Source organism: Zunongwangia pacifica, from assembly GCF_023499215.1.
Lineage (GTDB): Bacteria > Bacteroidota > Bacteroidia > Flavobacteriales > Flavobacteriaceae > Zunongwangia > Zunongwangia pacifica.
On sequence record NZ_JAKHSK010000029.1, the window covers coordinates 38,412 to 62,188 of the forward strand.

Consider the following 23,777-nt stretch of genomic DNA (forward strand, 5'->3'; position numbering starts at 1 on the left):
TTTTATATCATTAAATTAAATTACTGATTATCCGGAGAATCATATTTATGCAAATAAAGTTGATTACCTACGGTATAGGCAGCATATCCAATTCCATTTGCGGCATATTCTAATTCTAAATCATCGGCTTCATTATTTGAAAGTACCACTGGAGAAGCCCAGTTGTTCACTTCATCATCAAATGCTAATGTTGTTGGGTTATCAGACGCATTTCTATATAAAATCATCGGGTTATCATAAGCATCAACGGCAAGATCGAATGAGCGGAAAGAAGCATCTGGAAGAATATCTCCTAAAATTGACCAAGAATTACTTTCTGCTGTGTATTTTTTCACTTTTACCTGATAATCTGTGCCTGCAGCCGCATCAGATTCTGCATAAGCTAAATAAACATTCCCTTCAGTATCCACATCCATAGCTATTCTGTAAGTTCTTATAGCATTCTCAGGAGCTTCTTTCATTTGATCTGCCAGTGTCGTCCAGTTTCCGTTTTCATATTTGAATACCGATACACTCTGAAGAGTCGTTCTGTCTATTGTTGCTACGTATAAAGCACCTTTTTCGTATACCACATCAAGATCCACACTTGGAGAATTTACTCCTGAAATGGCAATAGTATTCCATGCAGTCCCATCAAAAGCTTTTAATTTTAGTTGACGATCATTATCTATGTAAAAGTTATAAATAGTGCCATCTTCCCCAGTTACTAATGCTGATTCTCTATAACTTCTTTCTCCTTCGGAGATACCAGGTTGTCCGACATAGTTCCAGGAATTCTCTGTATATTCCATTATAGAAACCTGAGATGGATCCAGTGAATAATCTCCAAAAGATACTATTGGATTACCCTCATTCGAGAAATCAAGATCAGGATCTGCTGCTCTTGCTGAATTAAAGTCAGCTGCACCTATTCGACTCCAAACATCATCCTGATAAGAAATAAGGTTTAATCTTCTATCCTCATATTCCTCTGGATTTGAAATATACCCAATATAAGGCATAGCATTTGTAGGGTTGATACTTAATGAAACATCTCTCACCTCCTGATCATAAGCGGTTAATTGAGACCATACCGCATTAGCCATTTTTGTTATAGTCACGGTATATATTTCATTGGTATTTTCCTCACTAAGAAGATATTCTACCGCTGCACTATAGTCATTTGTAGTCTCTCCACTGACTTGTGTAGCGCCTCCAACGGTCACAATATCATTTTCGGTGGTTGTAAATCTGGCTACCAGGTTTGTTACATCAACCTGTTTAGGAAGGGCGAAACTGATTGATTTTCCTGATATGTTTTCCAGGATATAATCCTGAACTAATTGATCATTATCTTCCTGATAAAAGCCGAAAGACATCATTCCTACTTCTGCAGGCTCTGGTGGCAAAGCATCATCATCGCTGCTACAAGAGCTAAAAAAACCTGTACAGGCTATTAATAGTAAAAGAAAGTTAATTTTAGTTTTCATAAAGTTTAATTTTGAGTAATTATTGATTATTATTCTGTTCGTTTTCAGGCCATAAAACGGCTTTGATAGCTGGTGATTTTTTAAAGTACACCTGTATGGCTTCAGCAATTTCATTTTTACTTAGGGAATCTATCCATTCCTTGTATTGGGTAACGGCCTCCCAATTTGGAAAATGGTTGAAATAGTGTTCCCTTATGGCTTTGGTCCAATAGGTATTTCGCTGCTTTAGCAGATCATCCATTTTCTTTAGGTTTGTTTTTATTTTTGAAAGTTCTTCCTCCGAAAAATTGCCTACAGCCATAACGGAAAGAATCTTTTCGGTTTCTTCAATCAATTTATCCACATCTTTTGGGTCGCAAACAAAACTAATACTCTGTCTGCTCAGCGCTCTGGGTTGTTTCGTAGAACTTGCCGATACCGAGACACTATAAACAGCCCCCATTTCTTCTCTAAGCTTTTTTAACAAGCGGTTTCTTATCAGGTTCTTCACCATCAGATTTAAGAGGTCCGTCTCGGGCAAAGATTTTAGAATAGTATGCTGCTGATAAATAAGCGAGACGGTCGCTTTTGGACTATCACCATCTTTTTGTTGTATCACAACATTATCCTTCAAGACATGATTTGGCTGATACCTGTATTTAGTAGCTGCTTTTCCTTTAGGTAAAGTAGCGATGTATTGTAAAACATCGGATTTAAGAGCTTCAAAAGGCTGATCTGAGATAAGACTAATAGTATAATTTTCGGCACTACCAAAAAACTGATGGTACGTATCTATAATTTTCGAAGCATCCAACTCCGACTCGATATCTTCTGCTTTCAATTTTCTGGAGACATAATCTTCACCCTTTAAAGTCTTTTTTATTTTTTCACCAAATAAGTCACCCGGTTTCGGAATTTCATTTTGTTTCGCTTCGATTGTTCGTGATTTAATTTCCTCGAAAATTTTCTCGTCCATCCTGGGGGCAGTCCACTTTAAATACAGTAGTTGGAATACTGTTTTCTGATCCCTTTTATCGGCACTGGCATAAAAACCTGTTCTGGTTTTATCTGCCAGTAAAGTAGCTTTAGCACTATTCCCGGCAAGAAACTGACTTAAGGCATCTCTGGTAAAATCACCATAACCACTAAGAGAGATGACGGGAGTGGTATAAAGTCCGGTGATATAATCTTCTTCTTTAAGTGCGTAATATCCGCCCTTTCTGAACCCACTAATTATAATTGCATTTTTATCCAGCTGCGTCTGTTTATAAATTAGTTTCACGCCATTAGACAGTACGTATTCCGTAGCATCAATTTCAGCAATATACTTTTTCGAGGTAATTTTACCGGGAGCTGGTATTTCAGAGAGTAGATTTTCAGGAACATCTAAATTCCTTTCGTAAGGTTGAATTTCCTTATCTTTAAAATTGAGGTACATTGAAAATTCCGACGCATTCGGTAAAACTGCTTCATCCGCTTTATTAGCAGTTAAAATATATTTTGTTTGTCCAGGTTTTCTAATCTGTTTCAGGTAGTTTAATAAACTTAAAGAATCAATAGAGGTCAGATTTTTTTGGGTTAATTCAAACTCTTTTTCCGGGGTCACTATAGCGTTTCCATAGAAAAATTTCTGATACATTTCCTTGATCATTTTTCCGGAAGAAGGCTGTTCTTTATTTTCAGCATTATTCCGTAATTGTTGAAGCAGTTGCTTTTTAACCTTAGAAATCTCCATGGAGGTAAAGCCATATCGAAAGATTTGCTCCGCATCATACCAGTACTGTTCCAATCCTTTAGCTATAGAATCCTTCTGAAGTTCCACGGTATACATAAGTGCAGCTTTCACGGGGAAGTAATTCCCCAGACTAATACCTCCTCCTTCATAAGCAGGATTTAAGAAAGACTTATTATCCAGACGTTCCTGAAATAGATCATTAAGCAGATTCTTTTGAAGAAAGTAAGTAAACTCATTTTCAGTTTTAATATCTCTAAAGGGTTCTAACAACTGAACACCTGTAAGCTCAATTTTCTTTGTTCCCAGATCAGTTATCACGTTATAATCAGATGCTTCGAAATCATTTATAGGATAAGAAGTATCTGTTATATCATTGGAAGGGATATCCTTAAAGTTTGTCTTAATTTGTTTAAGCACATCATCCACATCAAAATCACCAGCCACTGCTATAGCCATTAAAGAAGGATCGTACCAGGACTTATAAAAATCAAGAATATCTCTCCTATTAAAGTTTCTCAACGTGGCGGTATCACCGATTACTTTTCTATGGCTATATCTAGAATCATTCAATAACAGCTCTAAAAAAGCCTCATTGGTATTCTGACTAGCATTTTGTTTAGAGAGCCATTCAGACAGCACCACTCCCCTTTCCTTCTCAATTTCCAGGCTATCTAAACTTATCCCTTCTATCCAGTCTTTTATAATAACCAGAGTAGAGTCAACAACACTTTTCTCCCTTGTTGGAATCTTTAACTTATAAATTGTTTCCCCATAACTGGTATGAGCATTAAGATCATGACCAAATTTAGCTCCATGACGTTCCAGAAAATCAATGAGCGTGTTCCCCGGGAAATGGGTGGATCCATTAAATGCCATATGCTCCATAAAATGAGCAAGCCCTCTTTGCTCATTGCTTTCCTGAAGTGAGCCCGCCTTTACAAAAAGTTGAACTTCTGCCTGATCTTTAGATCTAACGGTTTTATATAAATAATACTGCAACCCATTAGCCAGTTCTCCCGAAATAAGGTTAGGATCTTCCTGGATCTGCTGCCCCAGTGCAATGATAGGTAAAAGTAAAAACGTGAATAATATTCTTTTGAAATAGGTCATTTATGGATTTACTTTTTTAATGATAAATTCGCTTTGATTTTTAGCTGGTCCTGGTAAGCCTACAGCAACATCATCATTATTTGTGTCCTCTAGTATGATCTTAATCGTGTTATCCAGAGTCTCATCTAATTCATGCTCCAACCATCTTATTTGAATAGGTCTTTGGTAGACCCCTGCCGGAAAAAGTAGTGGATTTTCTGTAGTAATTACCTGGTAGTCTCGCCCTTCTCTTAGTCCGTTGCCTGTTTCAATTCGATAATTTACCAGAAGGTCTTTACTTGTTGCTGGTGTACTATAATATATATAATAGGTCGCAATATCCCTTCTATTGGAATTTACATTGACTATATTAGACTCATTTTGCATGATATGTACATAGCTCTTTTGAAAGTCTTCTATACTATCTTTATTACAGCCTATCAATGAAAGTATACCCATTGTACACACACCTATAAAAAACTTTAAAGCATATTTAGTATCCTTCATTTTGTATAATATTTTCGTTAGCATTAATTTCTCTTAAAGGAATGGGCAGCGCAAAAAGGTGGCTGGGATAGGCTAATTCTCTGACATTGGAAGAGGTGTTTTCATACCTGTTCAGGTTGTGATGCCATCTGGTAATATCAAAAAGGCGCTGCCCTTCAAAATTTAGTTCCTTTATTCTTTCTTTCTCTAAAACCGCTAGTAATTCATCTTTGCCATTCAGGTTTATTTGTAAACTATCCTGAGGGATATTTAAAGCTCTGGATTGAATTCGAATGATGCTTTCTTTTGCTTGCTCAAAATCATTCACTTCAATTGCCGCTTCGGCCTGTATTAATAAAACCTCCGAAGCTCTAAGCACGTAAAGATCACTTCCAAATTCGACCTGATTTACTCCCGGTCGTGAATATTTCAAGGTTTGATATGTCCCGGATTTCTCCTGCAATAAATTAAGCCTTACATCAGAGGTATCAGAAAACACTTCCATTAATTTTGGGGAAGCTTTGGCTACAGGATCTGAAGTTGCATAAAATTTTCCTACTTGAGATACTTTTTGTTGTCCACTTAGCACGAAAATCGCCTCTTCTCCAGGCTCTAAAGTTCGGAACATCTCCACATAATCATCATGGGATGTTAAACCGATGTTTTGCAAAACGATATGGGCTTGTGCCCTGGCCTTATCCCACTCTTCCCTATAAAGATAAACCTTGGAAAGTAAAGCTCTGGAAGCCATTTCAGATCCTCTATATGGCACGAGATAATCTGCTTCCGGAAAGTCAGAAAATAAATCTACCGCCTCTTGTAAATCCGTGATAATCTGATCATATACCACCGCCGTCCTATTTCTAGGGTTTAACTCATTCTCTGCCGGTGTTAAGGTGAGGGCTGGTATTCCTAGGTGAGATGCATCCTCAGTATAGGTATAGGTTTGCGCATAGGTTCTCACTAAATCAAAATGGATCAAAGCTCTTAAAAACAAAGCTTCCGCTCTTATTTCCAATAATTCATCTTTATTATTCGGAAACTGAGTCGATAATAAAGGCTGGTATTCAAGAATATTATTCACATTAGCCAGGGCTTCATAGCCTTTAGCCCAAATATGTCCAACTGCTGCTGCTTCCTGATCCGGTTCAGAAACAAAATTATATTGTGAGAACATCTTTACATTCTCCCCTATAGCGCTTAGTTCCAATAAATCACCGGCTACTTCAGGATATAAATAAAATTCTGAATCATAATATTCATACACCCTGCTATATGCGCCCGGAAGCGCTGACTTTATCCCATCTACATCAGAAAAAAACACGGGAATTGAAGCCCGACCGGCATCATCGCCTTCAAGAAAATTCTCACATCCTGAGGTCAGTATAACACCGAAAAGTATAATTATGGAAAACTTTATATTTCGTAACATCGTTTTTAGAATTGAATATTTGCTCCTAAAGAAATCATGGTTTCCATAGGATAACCACTCATGTTATTTCGATAAGAATTTTTATTTTTATTGTCATAAGGAGTCCACACTCCCAAATTATCTCCGATTAACGAAAGTGCAAATTGCTGAACTCCCATTTGATCGGTTATATGATTTGGCAGCATATAATTAAGGGACACATTTTGAATTCTTATATGGGTTTTATTAAATAAATATCTCGTTGAATTCATCACCGACCGTGTACTTACCCCCCATTGTAATTTCGGAACCGATACCACATCTCCTGCTTGCTGCCATCTGTCCAATTGATCAATGGACTGGTTCCCATCCATAATGTTGAGTCCATCGGAATTCACATCCCTTCCAAATGGGCTGAAAGCATATCCTCCAATAGTATAAGAGGCAAGAACAGATAAACTGAAGGCTTTATAATTGAACGTATTTCTAAGACTTCCATAGAGATCAGGGGTTGAACTTTTATACTTGACTCTATTATCGGCACTGTATTGTCGGGTAACATTTCCCTGCGTATCATACCACAGTGGATAGCCATCCCTAGGATCAACACCTGCCCATCGAATCAGGTAGAATGTATTAATATCGGCTCCTTCCTCCCACCTGGTTATGTCATTATTTTTAGGAATATCATTATATAGTTCCAGAATTTTATTTTCATTTCTCGAAGCGATAAGGGTGGTATTCCATGTAAATTTGTCCGTTCTAATATTCTGAGTCCGCAGCGTTGCCTCTATCCCTTTATTCTCAATAGCACCAATATTTCTATAAATTCTTAATACTCCGGTTGTTCTACTAACATCAAGTTCACTTAATAAATCGACGGTTTTATTTCGGTATCCTTCGAGTGACAGATTAACGCGCTGATCAAAGAGCATAATATCGATTCCCAGATTGGTCATGTAAGTAGTTTCCCAGCTTAAGTTAGGATTAGCCGCTTTGATCATGCTCGCTCCGGGCTGACCATTATAGTAATAGCTATCCCCAATGCTGTAAACCCCATTAGCTTCCTGCGAACCGATTCTACTGTTCCCATTGGTTCCATAACTGGCCTTTAATTTTAAAAAATCTATGGTCTCACTTTCAAAGAATTCTTCTTTATGAATATTCCAGGAAACCCCCGCCGACGCAAACTCGGCCCAACGCACATTCTTTCCAAAATTAGAATTCCCGTCTCTTCTAAAGCTCAGACTCGCATTATAGCGATCATTGTAACTATAAGATACCTGCCCCAGATAAGAAAGACTATTACGCTCATAATAATTACCCGAACCGAAACGATCTTGTGCCAATGACACCCTTCTTAGGTGGTCATTCACAAAACCGGTCCCTCTTGCCCCTGTCAAGTTATTCTCCGAGGAATTCATTTCCAGGCCTATAACACCGCTAATATGATGTTTCTTTAACTGCTTATTAAAATTAAGTCGATGGATCATGGTCCAATTCAGAAAATTGGATTGATTGCTATAAGCGGTTCCAAGCGGGTTTCCTTCCGTATCTTTACCTGACCAGTTTTTTATGGAATAATAGATTTCTTCGGTGTTACCCTGATAGTCTGCCCCAAACTGCCCCGTATATTGTACTTCTTCAATTGGACTATAAGAAAATTTAAAATTCCCCTGAAAAGCAAATGCTTTTTGATTATTATCATTTTGTTCCCGTTCTGCTAACGAATTAAAAAATCTCTTATCTACCCATCTTGGAGAACCATCAGGGTTACTACCTTCAATAACCTTATAATATTGCCTAAAGGTCCCATCAGGATTATAGGGAGATATAATAGGTAAATTTTCATAGTAATCAGATCCTGGATTAAATATTTGGTTCAGGTTATAGGAAGCTGACAAAGAAAGATCTATATCCATCTTAGAAGTAATCTGAGCAGTATTACGGGTACGTAAAGCAAAACGTTGGGTTTCATTACCTATAACTGTGCTTTTTTCATCAAAATAAGAACCGGAAATAAAATAGGTACCTCTTTCACTTCCTCCTCCCGCAGACACATTTACAACCGAATGACTACCTATATCATAAAAAGTATCATACCAGTCTGTATCTGTATCGCTATAGGTATTTATCTGATTATCGGTAAAAGGAAAATAGCGCATATCATTTCCCGCGTTCTGATAAGCTTCCCGGGCCAGTTTCATATATTGCTCACCATCAAGAACCTTAAAACGAGTGCCATCGTTTATAATTGATTGGCCTCTTCGAAGCGATACATCAAAATATGGTTTACCTTTGGCACCGCTTTTTGTAGTAATCAAGATAACCCCATTGGCTCCATCCGCTCCATAGATAGAAGTTGCTGCGGCATCTTTTAATACTTTTATACTTTTAATATCCTGAGGATTAATATAAGATAGCGGGCTTACACTTGTATTTAGGCCCGTTATCATATTCGTTGTTCCTCCAGTATGCATTCTGGTTCCATCAACGATCCATAAGGGCTCGTTGGAAGCACTCATGGAAGCTTCTCCCCGAATCGTAACCGAATATCTGGAACGAGTACTTGTGGCGCTTTGGCTTTGCGGACTATATTGCAGTCCCGGTACTATACCATCCAATAATTTGTCCACTCTTTGTTGCGGTAAACTTTTAAGTTGTTCGGCATCCACGGTAAAACTACTACTAACTTCATTTTCCTTTTTAACCTTTGTTCCATAACTACTGGTAATAATTACTTCTGACAATTGCGAACCTAGCTTCATTCGCACATCAAATTCAGACTTACTCCCCACGGGTATTTGTTGTTCCTTATAGCCAACGAAACTAAAAATAAGGGTATCACTCGGGATGGTCCTTATATTAAACTCCCCATCCATATTCGTAATGGTACCCCGGCTGCTTCCCTTAATAATAACATTAACCCCGGGGAGCAAAAAATTTTCCTCACCTCTCACTACCCCCTTCACATTTTTTTGCTGCTGTATCAAATTGCTACTGGAAGAAGCCTGATCATCCTGTGCTGTTTTTTTTCGTATAATAATTTGATTTTTGATTCTTTTGAAAACAACATTATCGGTAGAGATTACTTTCTTGAGTAAGCTAATGATATCGATATCTTTAACATTGAGATTTACCTTTCTTCCAATATCAATATCTTCGATGCTATATACGAAGCGGTAATCAGTTTGCTTTTCAATTCTATCAAACAAATCCTGAATACTGATTTGTTTGGCTTTGATGGTTATGAATTGATTTTGCAGTTCTTTAGCGTAAGCGTGATTACTGGCCAAAAAAGAAAATACCAGTAAAAAAACACCAACTATTTTAGCAAGAATTTGAACAATAGTCGTCCAATCTACTTTAGAAAGTAGAGATTTTTTCATATTTTTAATTTTTATTATTTATTGCTTGTTACAAGCATTTAACCAATAGGGAATGAGCCACCATTCCCTATTTTTCTTTAATTGTCACCCGTTTATTATTAATGGTATATTTAAATCCATAGATTTCACTTAAATATTTCATAACCTCTTCTATAGGCTGATCTCCAAAATTTGCATTTAGCGTTTTACTTTCCATTTCCTTATACTCATTATCAATTTGTATGTTAAAATGACGCTCTAACTTTGTCAATAAGTCTTTGACCTCCACATTCCTATACACAAGATTATCAAACCTCCAGGCCACAAAATGCTGTACATTAGCCTCTTCCGTTTGAATTGCACTATCCGCTCTGTTATAATTTCCAACAAATCCAGGACTTAAAATCTTAGCATATTTACCAGTATTATCCTTTTGATCATACATTTTTACAGCACCTTCTAATAAGGCTACAGCGATATCCGTATTTTCCTGATAAGCGTTAATATTAAATTTCGTCCCCAGAACCTGTACGTTCAGTTCATTGGTTTTCACTATAAAAGGCTTTTGTATATCATGGGCGATATCAAAAAAGGCTTCGCCTTGAAGTTCTACCTTTCTTTCTCGAGATTCAGAAAAGTTTATCGGATAGGTTAAGGATGAACCAGAATTCAGATGAACAATGGAACCGTCAGAAAGGGCTACCTGAAAAGTTTTGCCATATGGCACGCGAATAGTATTATTTCCTAAAATTTTCGAATTTGTATCATATCGGATTAAATTCCCCTGTGTGATCCTAATCGTATCACCTGCAGCTGAAACGATCTTAGTTGATTTCAGCGTATCCAATATTAATTGATTGCCATCATGCTGCTCTAAAATAACATGATCGGATGAAAAGCTATCGCTGGTATTATTCTCATTCCTCCATTGATTCCACAGACTGCCCCCTATAAGTAAACCTATAAAAATAGCGGCGGCACTTAAAATTTTACGCTGCGTCCATCGTTGTCTGGAAACTTTCTCCTGATGGGCACGTTTCAGAATATTTTGAAAAACTATTTCTGATGCTTCTTTTGAAATATCATTATTTCTTTCTTCTTCAAGGAGATGATCGGAAAGAGCTGATTCCTTCAGATAATTTGCGTAAACAGGATCTTTGAGTAATTCAAAAAATTCATCAAACTCTTCCCTTGAGCAGGAATTATTGAGATATTTTTCTAATAGATATGTAAACCTTGCGTTCTTATTCATTTCTTAACAGCTTCATTAATAATACAATTGAAAAGGAGATAAGGGTGATCCGGAAAGGTGTAATTTTTTAAAAAAAATCAAAAAAAATATACTAAACAACTATTTATCAAATACTTAATTACTTAAAAAATATAAAAAAAAGTAAAAAAATAAGGTCTATATCGGTGTTTTTTGAAAAATATTCCCTTATCCCTTCGAGTGCTTTTTTAATGTGAGTTTTTACAGTATTAATAGATATATCCAATTCCTCACTAATTTCCTGATACGATTTCCCTTCTTCTCTGGACAATAAGAATACTTTTTTTCGTCCGGCGGGTAATTCAGCAATTGCTTTATTCTTCAGCTCTTCATATTCCTTACTAAGTATATATTCATTGGTAGTACTTCTTTGCGTTTCTAAATTATCGTAGATTTTATTTCTAAAATTTAAATCGGTAGTTGCTTTATTTAAGATATTTAAAGAAAGATTTTTAGTAATGGTGAGAAGAAAAGATTTAAAGTTTTTATTTTCGTCTAAGGCATCACGAGTGATCCATATTTTCAGAAAGACCTCCTGAACAACTTCCATGGCATGATCTTTTGATTTCAGTAAACTCAGGGAAAAATGGTATACATCCAATAGATATTTATCATATAATCTATTAAAAGCTTTTTCATTTCCCTTTTTCAGTTGGGAAACTAAAAATTTATTGTCCCCTTTAGCATCATAGTTCATTTGTTCTTTCTTTATAGCCAAAACTTTTCAATATTACTAATTTTCATAAAGTGGGGCCGCACTAAAGCGAATGATTCCGCTATAATTTATTGAATATGATTTTTTTTGTCTAAAAATTGAATAATTTTCAAACAGAACAGCATATTACTTAAAGATTAATTGCATTGTTTTATCCTTAATTTCTGATTATTCCCTAAAAGTATTAAAATCGAAAGTTGTTTTCTTTTAACTCTGAAAGTTTACCTTCACTATTTTTATCGAATGCTATCAGGTTAATCCAGCATTAGGCTGCGAACACGCATACCGTACCGCTCTTCCAGTTCCGTTGCATTCGGTTGTTCGTGCATGGAGTTTCAGTCGTCCACGGGTTATTTGATAGCATTCATAACGGGAGAGCAGCACTTCCCCTTGACCTCCTCCCATTAAATCGGACTGATAAAGACTAAAGGATTTCGGGCAAATAAATGTTTAACTTTAAATAGATTATTTGCTTATGAAACGATCAAAATATACCGAGTCGCAGATTGTATTTGCGATTAAACAGGTTGGGACCGGAACACATCTTTCCGAGGTCTGCCGCAAGATGGGCATCAGTGAAGCCACGTTCTACAACTGGAAGAAAAAATACGGTGGTCTAGGTGTCTCCGAACTGAGAAGACTCAAAAATCTGGAAGAGGAGAATGCCCAACTTAAGAAGTTGGTAGCTGATTTGAGCTTAGACAAACAAATCCTTCAGGAAGTACTGAAAAAAAGTTCTGAGACCGTCTCGAAAACGGGTGATGGTCAGCAATATTCGTATGGAATATAATATTTTCCATCAACCGTTGTGCATGACTAACACTGCTGCATACAAGCGTTTTTTATTATCCCCATAAAGAGCGCATAGGCACTTTAAAAAGCTTTCCCGTTTTTTCCCGTTCCTTTACAATCCATTTGTTGCCGTCGATACCGGTAACGATATGTTTTTTTTTGCTTCTAATGATTTTGCATCACCATAGGATAAGTAAAAAAACAGGTTTTTTTAAAAGAAAAATTATAGGATTTTACTTGTCTTTAAGCTCAGTTCTTCCTAAAGTGGGCTAATATGCCTTGCAAACCACTATCCCCCCTTATTAATTATACTGCTTGTTGTATTGCGTTTTTTACGGTTGCAATAATAAAATAAAGATTAACAATTACTTCATAAGAAACTTACTTCTATTTTTACTGTATCAATTTGGTTAAATATCAAATTGAAACGGTCCATGGTTATTGCAGGTTCAATTTCATCAGCGTAGTTAAATAGAATAATCATATATAAGTAAGAGATGGCATATCTACATAACATACTTGGCTTATCTCTGCTTCATCAAATTTCCATTCTTGCATTTAGTTTCCCTTCCTGAAGCTTACCGATTCTTCATTTTAGGTTTTTGATTCCCTACCACGCCGTACAGTTATTCTTTTTTTGGTCGCAAAACACCAACATTTTGGAGTTGAACCGCACTGCATAAGCCGCTCCCCTACTCGCTTTTATAAGTCCTTATCAATCCAAAATATTGAAATCGTGTAAGCATCAAAAAAAGATAACAGCTATACGGCGCTATGGGAAGTAAATCAAAACAGATTATTATGAAATCATCAATAACATATCAATCCGGAAGGAAACTAAAAAAATCAAAAAAGCTTGCCTGCCGTGGCAGGGAAAAACGCTACCGGATATAATAAGTAAATCAATTTTTTAATCAATGTGTAACCGTCTGTCTTTAAAGGCAGACCTCTAAAACTTTTAATTATGAGTAATCTAAGAAACAAAGTACAGTTAATCGGAAACGTAGGTCAAGAACCTAGCACCACCAACCTTGATAACGGCAAAAAAGTAGCCCGCTTATCATTGGCGACCAATGAGCACTACAAAAACAATAAAGGCGAAAAGGTACAGGCGACTTCCTGGCATACCGTAGTGGCTTGGGGAAAGACTGCTGAAATCATTGAAAATTATGTAAGCAAAGGCAAAGAAATTGCCGTAGAGGGAAAATTAACTTCTCGTTCCTATGAGGATAAAGAAGGAGTAAAAAGATATGTTACCGAAGTGCTAGCTTCTGAAATCCTACTATTAGGTGGTAACGATTAAAAATGGTAAACAAGGAGCGAAAATCCTTTCGCTTCCTTGTTTTTTTGAGATGATCTTAGCCTAAAGTTTAGGCCTTATAAATCTAGTGAAAATTGAATTAAAAAGGGGCGTAACCGAATAGAATTAACACCCCCTAATTTAAACCTTATTATTATGAAAGTTAATCAAATAAAATTATGCTACAAAGAACGCATCAACATTTCTAAATGTCCAAAAATCTGTTGTTCTCAAGATGCTGCCAACCTGTATTATCAAAATTGGGATAAAAACGAAATTCAGTTACAGGAATGTTTTAAAGTAATGTTACTGAATAACTCCAATATCGTAAAAGGAATTTGTCAGATTTCTTCTGGAGGAATTACCATGACCTTAGTAGATTTACGAATTATGTTCGCGCTGATCCTTAAAAGCTTATCCACGGCCATCATTGTTTGCCACAATCATCCCTCTGGGAAATTAGAGGCCAGTCATCATGATAAAAACCTGACCTCAAAGATTCAGAAAGCCTGTGATTTTCTAGACATTAAATTACTCGATCATATCATTATGACTGGAGAAGGTAATTATCTGAGTTTTGCCGATGAAGGTCTCCTTTAAGATTGGTATCATGATCTATTTGAATTATACCAACCTAGATAAGGAAACACAGGAACGTTTGCTTTTGATGTCTAAAAAAGAAATTGAAAATCGTTTCGGAAAGCAATTAAAGAACTATGCCCGACAACAGGAGGTCAATTACGATACCTTGTTGGAAGAGGAAGCCATACGAAATCTATACAATTATGATTTTGTATTCAATATGTAACCATTAAACAACACCAAATAAGCCCTTATTAAATGAGGGCTTGTTCTTTTGTTTATTTCGTTTAAATCGTACCTTTAGATTATTGATTAATAACACTTTGGTCATTACATTTTTTGATTTGACTTTCCTTAAATGACCAATCCATAAACTAATAAAGGCATTCTCCCGACAGCTATAGGGATTGGTGAGAATGTCTGGAAATTTGGGCCCCTGCGGGACGGAAATTGGAAGAGCAAGAGGGTGACACGCAAATCGGTGTCTCGGCTGTCAATTTCTATGTAAATAACTAATAACCAGTAGTTTAAATATATTTCAATTATACTGATTTTCAGGACTTTGCAGCAAAACCTCTGGAACCCATTGTAAACAGGCATTTTTTTGCAGCAAAAATGAAGAAATTTTCAACATACGGCTTTTCAGGGATCAATATCAAAAAAGATATTGCCGAGCGTTTTAGGGCATTTTCCAAAGATATTTCCAAATCGCATTCGGAAACCCTCGAGGCAATGTTGAACTTCTTCAAATGGAATAATCTTGACCCAAATGACAATCTTGGCGTAAAAACGGATGCGACCAAAAAAAGGATCAATGCTCTGATTGCCATTGTACGGAATATTGAAAAGCAACAGACCCTGCCGACCAAGGCGATGCTGGACACCTTATTTCAGGAAATAAACAAAGTAGACGAGGAAGAAAAAGAAGCGGAACAGTTTGATTTTGGAACGCCAGAACCTTTTTCAAGAGATACCGAACTAGAGCATTACAAAAAACGCTATGACCAGATGCTACAAGAACTGAGCACCTACCGAAATAACACGAAAAACCTACTGGAACATTTAACCTATGTGAAAGGAACTTTTGGGAAGGGATATTACAAGCTGAATATGAATACAGAAGAATTAGAAGAACTTCAAAAAGAACTCGACAATGTACATCACCATCACCGCTCAGAAAGTGCAGGGTAATTATGCGCAAAGTGCTGCCGATTTTGTGGATTACCTGGAAAAGGAAAATGAAGGCAAACCACTTCCCGAACTGGAGCATTTTTTTGATCAGCAGCACGATGAAATAACTGCCGAAGAAGTCATCCGGGAAATCGATAGCAATACGGCCAAACTTAAGAATAAAGAACCCAAGTTTTATTCGATTACCTTAAATCCAAGTGGCCGGGAACTTAAAAGCATTCAGGATTCCCCGGAAGCCCTCAAACGCTATACCCGGGAAGCAATGAAGGAATACGCCAGGGCTTTTCACCGGGAAATCGATGGTCGCCCGGTGGCTATTACGGATATTAAATATTACGCCAAGGTAGAACGCCAGCGCACGTTTAAAGGGACCGATAAGCAGGTGCGGGAAAATCAGCCCTATGCAACGAAGATTTTGGCGTTGAAAAATGATATCCGAAGTATCAACCGGGGGGAGCGCGTTGGGAATATTAAGACACTTCAAAAAGAAATCCAACGGCTGGAAGCAGCAGCACCCCATCAATTGAACGGAAAACGGATCGTGCGGGGAATGGCCAAACCGGGACCGCAAAGCCATATCCATATGATTGTGAGCCGAAAGGATGCCTCCAACCGGTACAGTCTTTCCCCGGGAAGTAAGCACAAAGCCTCGGAAGTGCAAATGCACGGCAAGATCGTAAAAAGGGGCTTTGACCGCAATGCTTTTATCAAAAATTCAGAAAAAACCTTTGATCAACTATTCCAGTATAAACGAAATTATGTGGAAAGCTATACCGCCCGAAAAACGTTTCTTAAAGATCCGAAATTGTATTTTGCTAACATTACCAAACTCCCGGCCAATGAAAAGGCAATGGCGTTTAAATTATTACAGCAATCAGCAGTGAATACCGCGGTATTAAGTATTCCTACTAATAAGTTTCAGTTGGCCATAAAAGCGCTGAATCAATTGAAAAAAGGGGTGAGTAAAGCTATTGAATCAGGATCGATCGGGATATGAACTGGCAATGGGAACATATTACCCTTTATATCATCGTCCCGGCTTTGTTCCTGGGTGCGGTGGTATACGGACTGTTTTTCGCGGAACGCAAAGCACCAAAGGATAAAAAATACCAGGTGCGTTTTCAGTTGAGTAACGGAAAATTTAAAGCGGATAATATCCGCCGGGGTGCCTCCATCATCGGATCGGCAGGAAGTGGAAAAACCGAAAGTGTCATCTATAACTTCTTGCAGCATTTTAGTGAATATGGTTTTTGTGGGGTGATCCACGATTATAAGGATTTTGAACTCACGGAAATGGCCTACCCCCTATTCAAAAATAAAAACCTAAAATTCTACACCATCGCTTTTGATCAGGTCCATTATCGGGTCAACCCTATTGCCCCAAAATACCTGCCCAATGAGGAAAGTGTGAATGAGGTGTCCCGGGTATTGATGGAAAACCTGTTGGAACAAAACCTATCGGCAAATACCGGTAGTAATAAGTTTTTTTCGGATGCCGTGGAAGGATTATTGAGCGGGATGATCTGGAAGATGAAAACCACTTATCCTGATTGCTGCACCCTGCCCCACATTATTGCCCTGTTTCAAGTGGTCAGTACTAAAAAACTGGTCGCCTTTTTACAATCAGATCTTACGGCGCGCAGTATGGCCAGTGCCTTTATCAATGGGATCGAATCAGAAAAACAGACCGCCGGAGTGAAAAGCACCCTGGCCAATGCTTTTAAAAAGATCAGCTCACAAAAACTGTTCTATGTACTCTCTAAAGATGAAGTGCCTTTGGATATCAACCACCCGGAACATCCGGCGGTGATCGCCTTGGTCAACCATCCAAAATACGATGGGGCCTATTCTCCTGTCATTGCTATGATAATGCATACCATTATCAAACAGATGAGTATCCGTCATCGGGAATCCTCTTTTTTATTGATGGAAGAAGCACCGACCTTAAAACTGCCCAATATGCACCGTATTCCGGCAACATTACGAAGTTATGATATTTCTACCGTCTATGTGATGCAGGACAAGCTACAGAACGATATGCTATATGGGGATAAAGCCAGCAAAGCGATCCTAAGCAACCTCTCCTACCAGTTTTTTGGGAAGGTGAATGATCCCGATACGGCTAAATACTACGAACGCTTTTTTGAAATTATCAAGACCCCGACAAAAAGCGTCAGTAAAAGCAGTGGTCTTAGTTATGAGAGCCGGATTACCAAAGGAGAAAAAGAAATCTCCAAACGAAGGGCTGATGCTTTTTTTAGACTCAAAGAAGGGGAATTCGTTGCCTTTGCCGATGGAAAGGATAAAAAGGTGCGGTTTAGACTGCCAAAAATTACAAAAGAAATACCATGCTTTGCCTTGAATATTACGGATAGTGATTTACTGTTTAACCAGCAGCAGATTTATAGTGATATTAAAAAGATTATGAAATATTAACGTACTAAAGGTAAATAGTGTTTTTTCTCCTATTTAAGTTATTTAAAAAATAATAACTATTCGTTAATTTCAGAGTGCCACCCTAAAGATAGTTGATTAAATGAGCTGCTTAATAACGGTCAAATTCAAATTCATCCCAGGCTTTGCATTTTGTAGAGGTTACTTCAAAATCGCGAAGCAATCCACGAATAAATACCGGAGAAATATCAAGATCCCTCATAAAATTTTTTAGCCGCTCCTCAATATGAGATTTTACTTCAACCCTTAATAGCCTGCACCTCTCCTTTCTGATATATTTTTGATCCCGATAATCTATAATTTCAATATATAGTAAAAGATCTGAGAATCGAGGCTTTGGTTGTTCTCGTATGTTTTGAATCTGACCTGATATCACCGCCCTTCCCATAAAAAAATAATCATACTTCACACCGTAATGGTCATATTCAATTCGACCATTTTGCGGACTTTCCATCATTTCGATATAAAATTTCATTAACTAGGAATTTCATCCAAATTAAAGGAATTATTCCAATAAAAATAAATTCCAAATAAAGTAATATTGAAATGTAGGCTATCGGATGATCTTCATCACTTTAAGATCTTCTGCTTTATTCTATTTTTAGAAACATTATTTTGTATTTTATAATGATTTTAGTATTCAAATGAAGTGTTATAAATCATAGTCAAATGCTACTAAAGAAACCTTATATTGTTAACACATTTCACAGTTTAGCTAAGGCCTTTGATCTTAATACTTTTCTTCTGTACTACTTTTAATTCAAAAATTGGTGTGCATCTATTCATTGGAATATCATACAACTGATGTTTCTTTGCTAAAAAACTCTATATATCCATTTTAGTTAAAATACTAATCTACCGCATTTTTAATTGATATAAAAGCATTTATAGCTACATACCTATAAATTTCAGTAGCTTTTATAGATTGGTTTACTCGTAAAAACTCAACTTGGATTATTCTCATATCTCCCCTAGCCTAACGGCTACTATTAAAATGCTCTCCAAAAAATTAAAAACCACATAAGTGGCAGTAAACATGATCTTCATGTTGATCGTACTGGCCACAGAATCGTAGTTAGTTTTTTCTTTTCTTTTCTCTATACAGTCCAATCATTAGACCAATAAAACCAATAAAAAAACAGGTGAGCATCCAAAATCCAAGATTATATTTGTCAACCAATGCTCTGTAAATAAAAGTAAAAACGAATAAAATTAATCCAACAATTTGCCAAAGAACATCTTTTTCTAACCTTACGTTTTCATTAAAATTAGGATTTAAATTAAATAAAATTTTAAGCTCATTCCATTCCCAAATGATAAGCAAGAGGTTTGCTAACAACATAAATCCAGTAATAACTGGCGTATAGGCGAAATAATAAGATAGAGTAATTATGAAGATATTTAAGATAATTGGAAGACTAATCAATGCGCCAAGCTTTGAGAATTTTTGTGTCATAAGAAAGAATCCTGCAATTAATTGAGTTATTCCAATGAATTGCCAATACAATCCAGATTGGTACATAGTTTCAAAAAAGTGCCAAGCACTATTTATAGGATTCAATTCTCCACTTTCAGAAGTAAAACGGTGTCCTTTTATTTTTATTAGGCTAGCAAAAACAAATGTTCCACCAATTAAATATCTTGTATAAATGATGAAAATTTGAGGTAATATTTTTTCTTTAATTCTACTCACTATTGCATTTCGTTTTTATTTCGACGAATAGAATAAAAGTTTGTTACTTAAATTACCTACAATATATATAAAATTACCTGGAAAAAAGCTGCTGGATATGCAAGAACTTGCTGTAAAAAATGATATTGAACAATTGGTTGAGCAGGACATCGAAATCCGTGAAAGAATATCCAATATGACCTCTATTCCCGGGGTAGGTATATTGACTGCAGCAATTGTGCTAGGAGAGACCAACGGTTTTGAGCTCATAAGGAATAAAAGGCAGCTTACCAGTTATGCAGGGCTTGATGTCCAGGAAAAGCTCTCAGGAACATCTGTGAAAGGCAAGCCTAGGATATCTAAGAAAGGGAATAGGCATCTTAGAAAGGCTGTCCATTTACCCGCTCTATCAGCAAAGAGATTTTCTGCAAAATACCACGGAAGTTTTGAAAGATTGGTTGCAATACACGGAATTAAGATGAAAGCCCTGGTCGCGATTCAAAGGAAACTTTTGGAGTTGATGTACACCCTTTATAAAAACAGAACAAACTTTGATCCAAATTTTGGATGCTACCCTTAATCGATAAAGTGTAATACATTTAATGAATTTATAAACTAAAAAAAACTCAAAATTCATTGTAATTTAACACAGAATCTTAGTTATTGTGCTTAGTTTTTTATTCTTCTAATTGTATTTGCTTGTTATGTTTTTTTACTTTTTTATCTTTTAATATTCCAATGCTTAATCCAATTGCCATCCCAATAGGTAATCCAATAGGAATAAATGCTGGATTTTTTGTCACTATGTAGCACACCATTCCAATTGGTAATCCAAATATTGCCATTCCTGATGACATCCAATTATTTTGATGATAATTTTTTGTAGTTATTCCTAATCTTTTGTTTATCATTTTTAAAATTTTAGAATGACTAACTTCGATAGTTTTAATTAGTTTTTTATCCTCTTTGTCAAAATTATTTATTCGTTTAATTTCTCGATTGATTTCAATAAGAACATCATCAGAAATCTGCTTTTTTTCAATTTCATTTTTTAATAATTCGAATTTGTCATAAGCTTTTTTCAATTTTTCATTTTGATTTAGTCGCCGTTTTAATTCTATTATCATTATCTCATATTTTGTGCTAGAACAATGAATTATTTATATTCTAGCAGTTTGATTAGGTTTTATTCAATTTAAAATTATCCAAAAATTAAGCACAACGTACGGATAACACAACAAGTTGTCTTATCCCCATTTTAGTTAAAGAACTAATCTAAATGATTTTTAATTGTTTTAAAAGCATTTGCAGCTACATATTTAAAATTCCATTAGCTTTTATAAATTGGTATGCCCCTAAAAACTCAACCTGTAATTCTCTCGCCTCTCCCCTGACCTAACGGCTACTATTAAAACATTCACCAAAAAATAAACCAACACCTTTGCGGCTAATAGGTCATCCCAGTAAAAATTCATCGGTTTAGTCTATAATATTTTCATGTTTGGCCGTAATGGGAATACAAATCTTAGTTATTATTTGCAGCTTTATTTCTCAAAATATAGTTTAGCAATGTCATCGACTATTTCATATGTAGGTATACCTGATAGATTGGTTAGTAATATAATGGATAGTTGATCATCTGGATATATATTTAAAGAGGCACGTCCTCCACCAATTGGAGCTACAGCTGTATGTTCTTTTCTTTTTATTACTGGCCAACCGAGTGCGTAAGCATTTAACATTCCTCCAAACCCTCCAAAAGTTCCATTTTTTAATTTAACCGGGCTCCACATTTGTCTAACGTTATTTTTCTTTAAAAACGCCCCGCTTTGTAATCCAATGATCCACTTTGCCAGATCAGATGCTGTAGAAAAAGCTCCAGCATCAGCTCTTAGCATTGTAGGAAAGGTTTCGCTTACTTCAAGAAGAGTATTTCCCTTTACATAATCTCCTATTGATTTATCTAAGTAATAATAACAATAGGTTGGACTTTGGTTTTCTTTGACTTCAAAAGAATGTCCAAAATGGGTATTATTCATACCAACAATGTCAAACTGATTCTTTTGAAGAAATTCTTCATATGGTAATTTCCCATATTTTTCTATTATTTTTTGAATCAGTAGATAATTGGTCGCGTTATAATTAAATTTTTCTCCTGGTTGAGATAATAATGGAAGGTTTTGAACCGCTATCCACGCGGAATCCTGTCCTTTACCACCGATTAAACCTTCTGTTTCGGAATCCTCAATTTCTGGAAGTCCAGAAGTGTGACTTAATAATTGTCTTATTGTAATACTATTCCATTTCTGAGGAAGACTATCTAAGTAGTTTTCAATTGGTTGATCAATACTAATTTGGTCTTTTTCTACTAATTGCATTATAGCTGTAGAAGCAAAAATTTTTGCAATTGAGTTTATAGAAAACATGGTGCTATCGTTTGTCTTTATTGAAAAAGGTACGTTAGCATATCCAAAACTTTCTAAAACTTCTATCTCATTATTATGGATAATTGCAACTTGCAGTCCAGGTATTTTAAGTTCTTTTAATTTGTTTTGGATTGTATCAATGACTTTTGATTTATTTTCTTGTGCAGTAATTGTAAAGGATCCTAGGAATATTAAAATTGTATAGATAAATTTCATTAGTTGAATTTCTTTTTAAAGTTGTATATAATGATCTAGTATATAGAGTTTTGCGGGATTAGGGACACGAACTTGTCGGCTTACCATTTTATTTCCTGGTTTCTAAAATTATAATTTTCCACAATACCCGTCTTATTTGCGATGAACTGCTGTTGTGAGCTGGCTTATTGTTAGATTCTTCCTTTAAAAGATTTTCTTTGGCTATAAATTTTTATTCCGAATAGTTTCCATTCTAGAGTTCCAATAGCGGTGAATTTCTTTTTTTGTTTTCCATCCTTATTTGAGGTATTTACAGATTTTATTTTCCAATCATATCCGCATAATAAACCTGATAAATAACTTGTCGCTTTTATAGGGATTAAAGTTCCATTGCTATTTGAGTAGAGAATGGATAAATTAAATTTCATTGTCAAATTATCTTCTAATATAATTGTTTTTATTAGCGTATTGTTTTCTGGATTATAATCATTATTGATATTTATCGAATGATCTAATTTTTCAGTGTCGTTGGCAGAAACAATATGAAATACCCCTAAAACCAATATGGCAATTGAAAGACTTTTAAATTTACCTTCAAATATCTTTTTTCCCTGAAATAGAAATCCAACAAATAAGTATAAGAAGAATAAGAGAATTGTAATATTTAATATTGACCAGAGTAATTGTATCATAATTTTTTTATTTAAGCTTGCTCACAACGTACGGATGGCACAACAAGTTGTCATATCCATTTTAGTTAAAGTACTAATCTACAGTATTCTTAATTGTTTTAAAAGCATTTATAGTGCCACACTCATACATTACAGCAGCTTTTATAGATTAGATTAACCGTAAAAATTCAACCCGGATTACTCTCAAATCTTCCCTAACCTAACGGCTACTATTAAAATGCTTACCAAAAATAAACTACCGCATAACTGCCAATCACCAGGATCTTCATGTTAGGCCGTTCCGGCCACACGAACGCTTAGTTATTGCCCACAGTTATTTTATCCGTTTCCAAATAGTATAACGTTTTTCAACTCCAAATTCAATTCGATTTTCAGAGATTGATTTTAGATCCAATTCAAGTGGTTTGAAATAATAAAATCCGTCATTTTTCTTGCTCATTAGATTGCGCTTTAAATGCCAGTCAACTGCTTCTTTTCGGCTTTCCGCTTTTTCTTGAGGTAGACGTCGCTCAATAATCAATTTGTCATTTTTAACTCGGTATTTTCCGATATCCGTGCGACTTGAGTTGTAATAAAATTCAAATTCACCGTTTTCTTTAAAAGTTCTGTCAGCGTAACCAGTTCCATTTTCAGTTTCTATTGGGTCAACGTCAGGTTCCACAAATTCAGATTTTTCTTTGTCCGTTCTTAAATCACATTCTTTTTCAAAACGCCACGTTCCAATCGTTAATTCAGATTGAGTTTTTTGAGCAATCAAAATCCCAATTTGAAAAGTCAATATTATTGTTAGCAGAATTTTTTTCATAATTGCAGGTAACGTACGGATAACATGCAAAAAACGGTCATAGTATACCACCCTGGCCGGATGAAAGTGAACCACCTTGGCCGGGTCAACGTGAGCCACTTTAGCCGGGATAAAGTGAGCCACTAAAAAGTCGATTCTATTTGTAA

20 protein-coding genes and 1 pseudogene are annotated in these 23,777 nt (G+C 35.9%); 8 read left to right on the plus strand and 13 right to left on the minus strand.

All coding sequences use genetic code 11. The features are described 5' to 3' along the window. Window positions 1-20: 20 nt before the first annotated feature. The 7 genes from L1967_RS16770 to L1967_RS16800 all read right to left on the minus strand — a co-directional run bounded on the left by L1967_RS16770 (window position 21) and on the right by L1967_RS16800 (window position 11,525). Entirely contained in the window at window positions 21-1,469 is a 1,449-nt protein-coding gene (locus tag L1967_RS16770) for a hypothetical protein (RefSeq protein WP_249602658.1), read from the minus strand. Window positions 1,470-1,488: 19 nt separating this feature from the next. Beyond that, window positions 1,489-4,293: a M16 family metallopeptidase gene (locus L1967_RS16775; RefSeq protein ID WP_249602659.1), complete on the minus strand. Its 2,805-nt coding sequence runs from the start codon at window positions 4,291-4,293 to the stop codon at window positions 1,489-1,491. Then, window positions 4,294-4,803 (minus strand): hypothetical protein, encoded by a 510-nt coding sequence (locus L1967_RS16780; protein WP_249602660.1) that lies wholly within the window; start codon window positions 4,801-4,803, stop codon window positions 4,294-4,296. It lies immediately after the preceding gene. Beyond that, complete coding sequence (locus L1967_RS16785) at window positions 4,766-6,190, minus strand: RagB/SusD family nutrient uptake outer membrane protein (RefSeq protein WP_249602661.1); 1,425 nt, start codon at window positions 6,188-6,190, stop codon at window positions 4,766-4,768. The genes L1967_RS16780 and L1967_RS16785 overlap by 38 nt, the downstream gene beginning before the upstream one ends. A 5-nt stretch (window positions 6,191-6,195) precedes the next feature. Then, window positions 6,196-9,558, minus strand: coding sequence for a SusC/RagA family TonB-linked outer membrane protein (locus tag L1967_RS16790; RefSeq protein WP_249602662.1), 3,363 nt, complete (start codon window positions 9,556-9,558; stop codon window positions 6,196-6,198). A 67-nt stretch (window positions 9,559-9,625) separates the two neighbouring features. Then, window positions 9,626-10,789, minus strand: coding sequence for a FecR family protein (locus L1967_RS16795; protein WP_249602663.1), 1,164 nt, complete (start codon window positions 10,787-10,789; stop codon window positions 9,626-9,628). Window positions 10,790-10,907: 118 nt separating this feature from the next. After that, window positions 10,908-11,525, minus strand: coding sequence for an RNA polymerase sigma factor (locus L1967_RS16800; protein WP_249602664.1), 618 nt, complete (start codon window positions 11,523-11,525; stop codon window positions 10,908-10,910). Window positions 11,526-11,997: 472 nt separating this feature from the next. On the opposite strand from L1967_RS16800, the pseudogene L1967_RS16805 reads away from it, so the two are divergent. The 7 genes and pseudogenes from L1967_RS16805 to L1967_RS16835 form a co-directional block, all read left to right on the plus strand. After that, window positions 11,998-12,316, plus strand: a pseudogene (locus L1967_RS16805) (transposase); the annotation flags it as partial. A 962-nt stretch (window positions 12,317-13,278) separates the two neighbouring features. Beyond that, entirely contained in the window at window positions 13,279-13,617 is a 339-nt protein-coding gene (locus L1967_RS16810; protein ID WP_249602665.1) for a single-stranded DNA-binding protein, read from the plus strand. 153 nt (window positions 13,618-13,770) lie between these two features. Beyond that, complete coding sequence (locus L1967_RS16815; protein WP_249602666.1) at window positions 13,771-14,214, plus strand: JAB domain-containing protein; 444 nt, start codon at window positions 13,771-13,773, stop codon at window positions 14,212-14,214. A 10-nt stretch (window positions 14,215-14,224) separates the two neighbouring features. Beyond that, window positions 14,225-14,422: a hypothetical protein gene (locus L1967_RS16820; RefSeq protein WP_249602667.1), complete on the plus strand. Its 198-nt coding sequence runs from the start codon at window positions 14,225-14,227 to the stop codon at window positions 14,420-14,422. 389 nt (window positions 14,423-14,811) lie between these two features. Next, window positions 14,812-15,387 (plus strand): BfmA/BtgA family mobilization protein, encoded by a 576-nt coding sequence (locus L1967_RS16825; protein WP_249602668.1) that lies wholly within the window; start codon window positions 14,812-14,814, stop codon window positions 15,385-15,387. Next, window positions 15,350-16,384: a MobB family relaxase gene (gene mobB / locus L1967_RS16830; RefSeq protein ID WP_249602669.1), complete on the plus strand. Its 1,035-nt coding sequence runs from the start codon at window positions 15,350-15,352 to the stop codon at window positions 16,382-16,384. The genes L1967_RS16825 and mobB overlap by 38 nt, the downstream gene beginning before the upstream one ends. Next, complete coding sequence (locus L1967_RS16835) at window positions 16,381-17,823, plus strand: type IV secretory system conjugative DNA transfer family protein (RefSeq protein ID WP_249602670.1); 1,443 nt, start codon at window positions 16,381-16,383, stop codon at window positions 17,821-17,823. Before mobB ends, L1967_RS16835 begins: the two co-directional genes overlap by 4 nt. Before the next feature lie 109 nt (window positions 17,824-17,932). Here L1967_RS16835 and L1967_RS16840 read toward each other — a convergent pair whose 3' ends face one another. Continuing rightward, window positions 17,933-18,316: a hypothetical protein gene (locus L1967_RS16840; RefSeq protein ID WP_249602671.1), complete on the minus strand. Its 384-nt coding sequence runs from the start codon at window positions 18,314-18,316 to the stop codon at window positions 17,933-17,935. A gap of 600 nt (window positions 18,317-18,916) precedes the next feature. Next, window positions 18,917-19,534, minus strand: coding sequence for a hypothetical protein (locus tag L1967_RS16845; protein ID WP_249602672.1), 618 nt, complete (start codon window positions 19,532-19,534; stop codon window positions 18,917-18,919). Window positions 19,535-19,574: 40 nt separating this feature from the next. Between L1967_RS16845 and L1967_RS16850 the strand changes: the two genes are divergently transcribed. After that, window positions 19,575-20,093 (plus strand): IS110 family transposase, encoded by a 519-nt coding sequence (locus L1967_RS16850; RefSeq protein ID WP_249602673.1) that lies wholly within the window; start codon window positions 19,575-19,577, stop codon window positions 20,091-20,093. 97 nt (window positions 20,094-20,190) lie between these two features. On the opposite strand, the gene L1967_RS16855 is transcribed toward L1967_RS16850, so the two are convergent. The 4 genes from L1967_RS16855 to L1967_RS16870 form a co-directional block, all read right to left on the minus strand. Then, window positions 20,191-20,640, minus strand: a complete 450-nt coding sequence (locus L1967_RS16855; protein ID WP_249602674.1) for a hypothetical protein — start codon at window positions 20,638-20,640, stop codon at window positions 20,191-20,193. Between the two features lie 417 nt (window positions 20,641-21,057). Beyond that, window positions 21,058-22,155, minus strand: coding sequence for a serine hydrolase domain-containing protein (locus L1967_RS16860; protein WP_249602675.1), 1,098 nt, complete (start codon window positions 22,153-22,155; stop codon window positions 21,058-21,060). Window positions 22,156-22,325: 170 nt separating this feature from the next. Further along, window positions 22,326-22,826, minus strand: coding sequence for a hypothetical protein (locus L1967_RS16865; RefSeq protein WP_249602676.1), 501 nt, complete (start codon window positions 22,824-22,826; stop codon window positions 22,326-22,328). A 313-nt stretch (window positions 22,827-23,139) separates the two neighbouring features. Beyond that, window positions 23,140-23,777: hypothetical protein (locus L1967_RS16870; protein WP_249602677.1), on the minus strand; the 638-nt coding region annotated here is incomplete at its 5' end.

Bases quoted from the DNA above. Each gene is read 5' to 3' on its own strand.
- L1967_RS16770 (WP_249602658.1), bottom strand. From the start codon at position 1,469: ATGAAAACTAAAATTAACTTTCTTTTACTATTAATAGCCTGTACAGGT.
- L1967_RS16775 (WP_249602659.1), bottom strand. From the start codon at position 4,293: ATGACCTATTTCAAAAGAATATTATTCACGTTTTTACTTTTACCTATC.
- L1967_RS16780 (WP_249602660.1), bottom strand. From the start codon at position 4,803: ATGCTAACGAAAATATTATACAAAATGAAGGATACTAAATATGCTTTA.
- L1967_RS16785 (WP_249602661.1), bottom strand. From the start codon at position 6,190: ATGTTACGAAATATAAAGTTTTCCATAATTATACTTTTCGGTGTTATA.
- L1967_RS16790 (WP_249602662.1), bottom strand. From the start codon at position 9,558: ATGAAAAAATCTCTACTTTCTAAAGTAGATTGGACGACTATTGTTCAA.
- L1967_RS16795 (WP_249602663.1), bottom strand. From the start codon at position 10,789: ATGAATAAGAACGCAAGGTTTACATATCTATTAGAAAAATATCTCAAT.
- L1967_RS16810 (WP_249602665.1), top strand. From the start codon at position 13,279: ATGAGTAATCTAAGAAACAAAGTACAGTTAATCGGAAACGTAGGTCAA.
- L1967_RS16815 (WP_249602666.1), top strand. From the start codon at position 13,771: ATGAAAGTTAATCAAATAAAATTATGCTACAAAGAACGCATCAACATT.
- L1967_RS16820 (WP_249602667.1), top strand. From the start codon at position 14,225: ATGATCTATTTGAATTATACCAACCTAGATAAGGAAACACAGGAACGT.
- L1967_RS16825 (WP_249602668.1), top strand. From the start codon at position 14,812: ATGAAGAAATTTTCAACATACGGCTTTTCAGGGATCAATATCAAAAAA.
- mobB (WP_249602669.1), top strand. From the start codon at position 15,350: ATGTACATCACCATCACCGCTCAGAAAGTGCAGGGTAATTATGCGCAA.
- L1967_RS16835 (WP_249602670.1), top strand. From the start codon at position 16,381: ATGAACTGGCAATGGGAACATATTACCCTTTATATCATCGTCCCGGCT.
- L1967_RS16840 (WP_249602671.1), bottom strand. From the start codon at position 18,316: ATGAAATTTTATATCGAAATGATGGAAAGTCCGCAAAATGGTCGAATT.
- L1967_RS16855 (WP_249602674.1), bottom strand. From the start codon at position 20,640: ATGATAATAGAATTAAAACGGCGACTAAATCAAAATGAAAAATTGAAA.
- L1967_RS16860 (WP_249602675.1), bottom strand. From the start codon at position 22,155: ATGAAATTTATCTATACAATTTTAATATTCCTAGGATCCTTTACAATT.
- L1967_RS16865 (WP_249602676.1), bottom strand. From the start codon at position 22,826: ATGATACAATTACTCTGGTCAATATTAAATATTACAATTCTCTTATTC.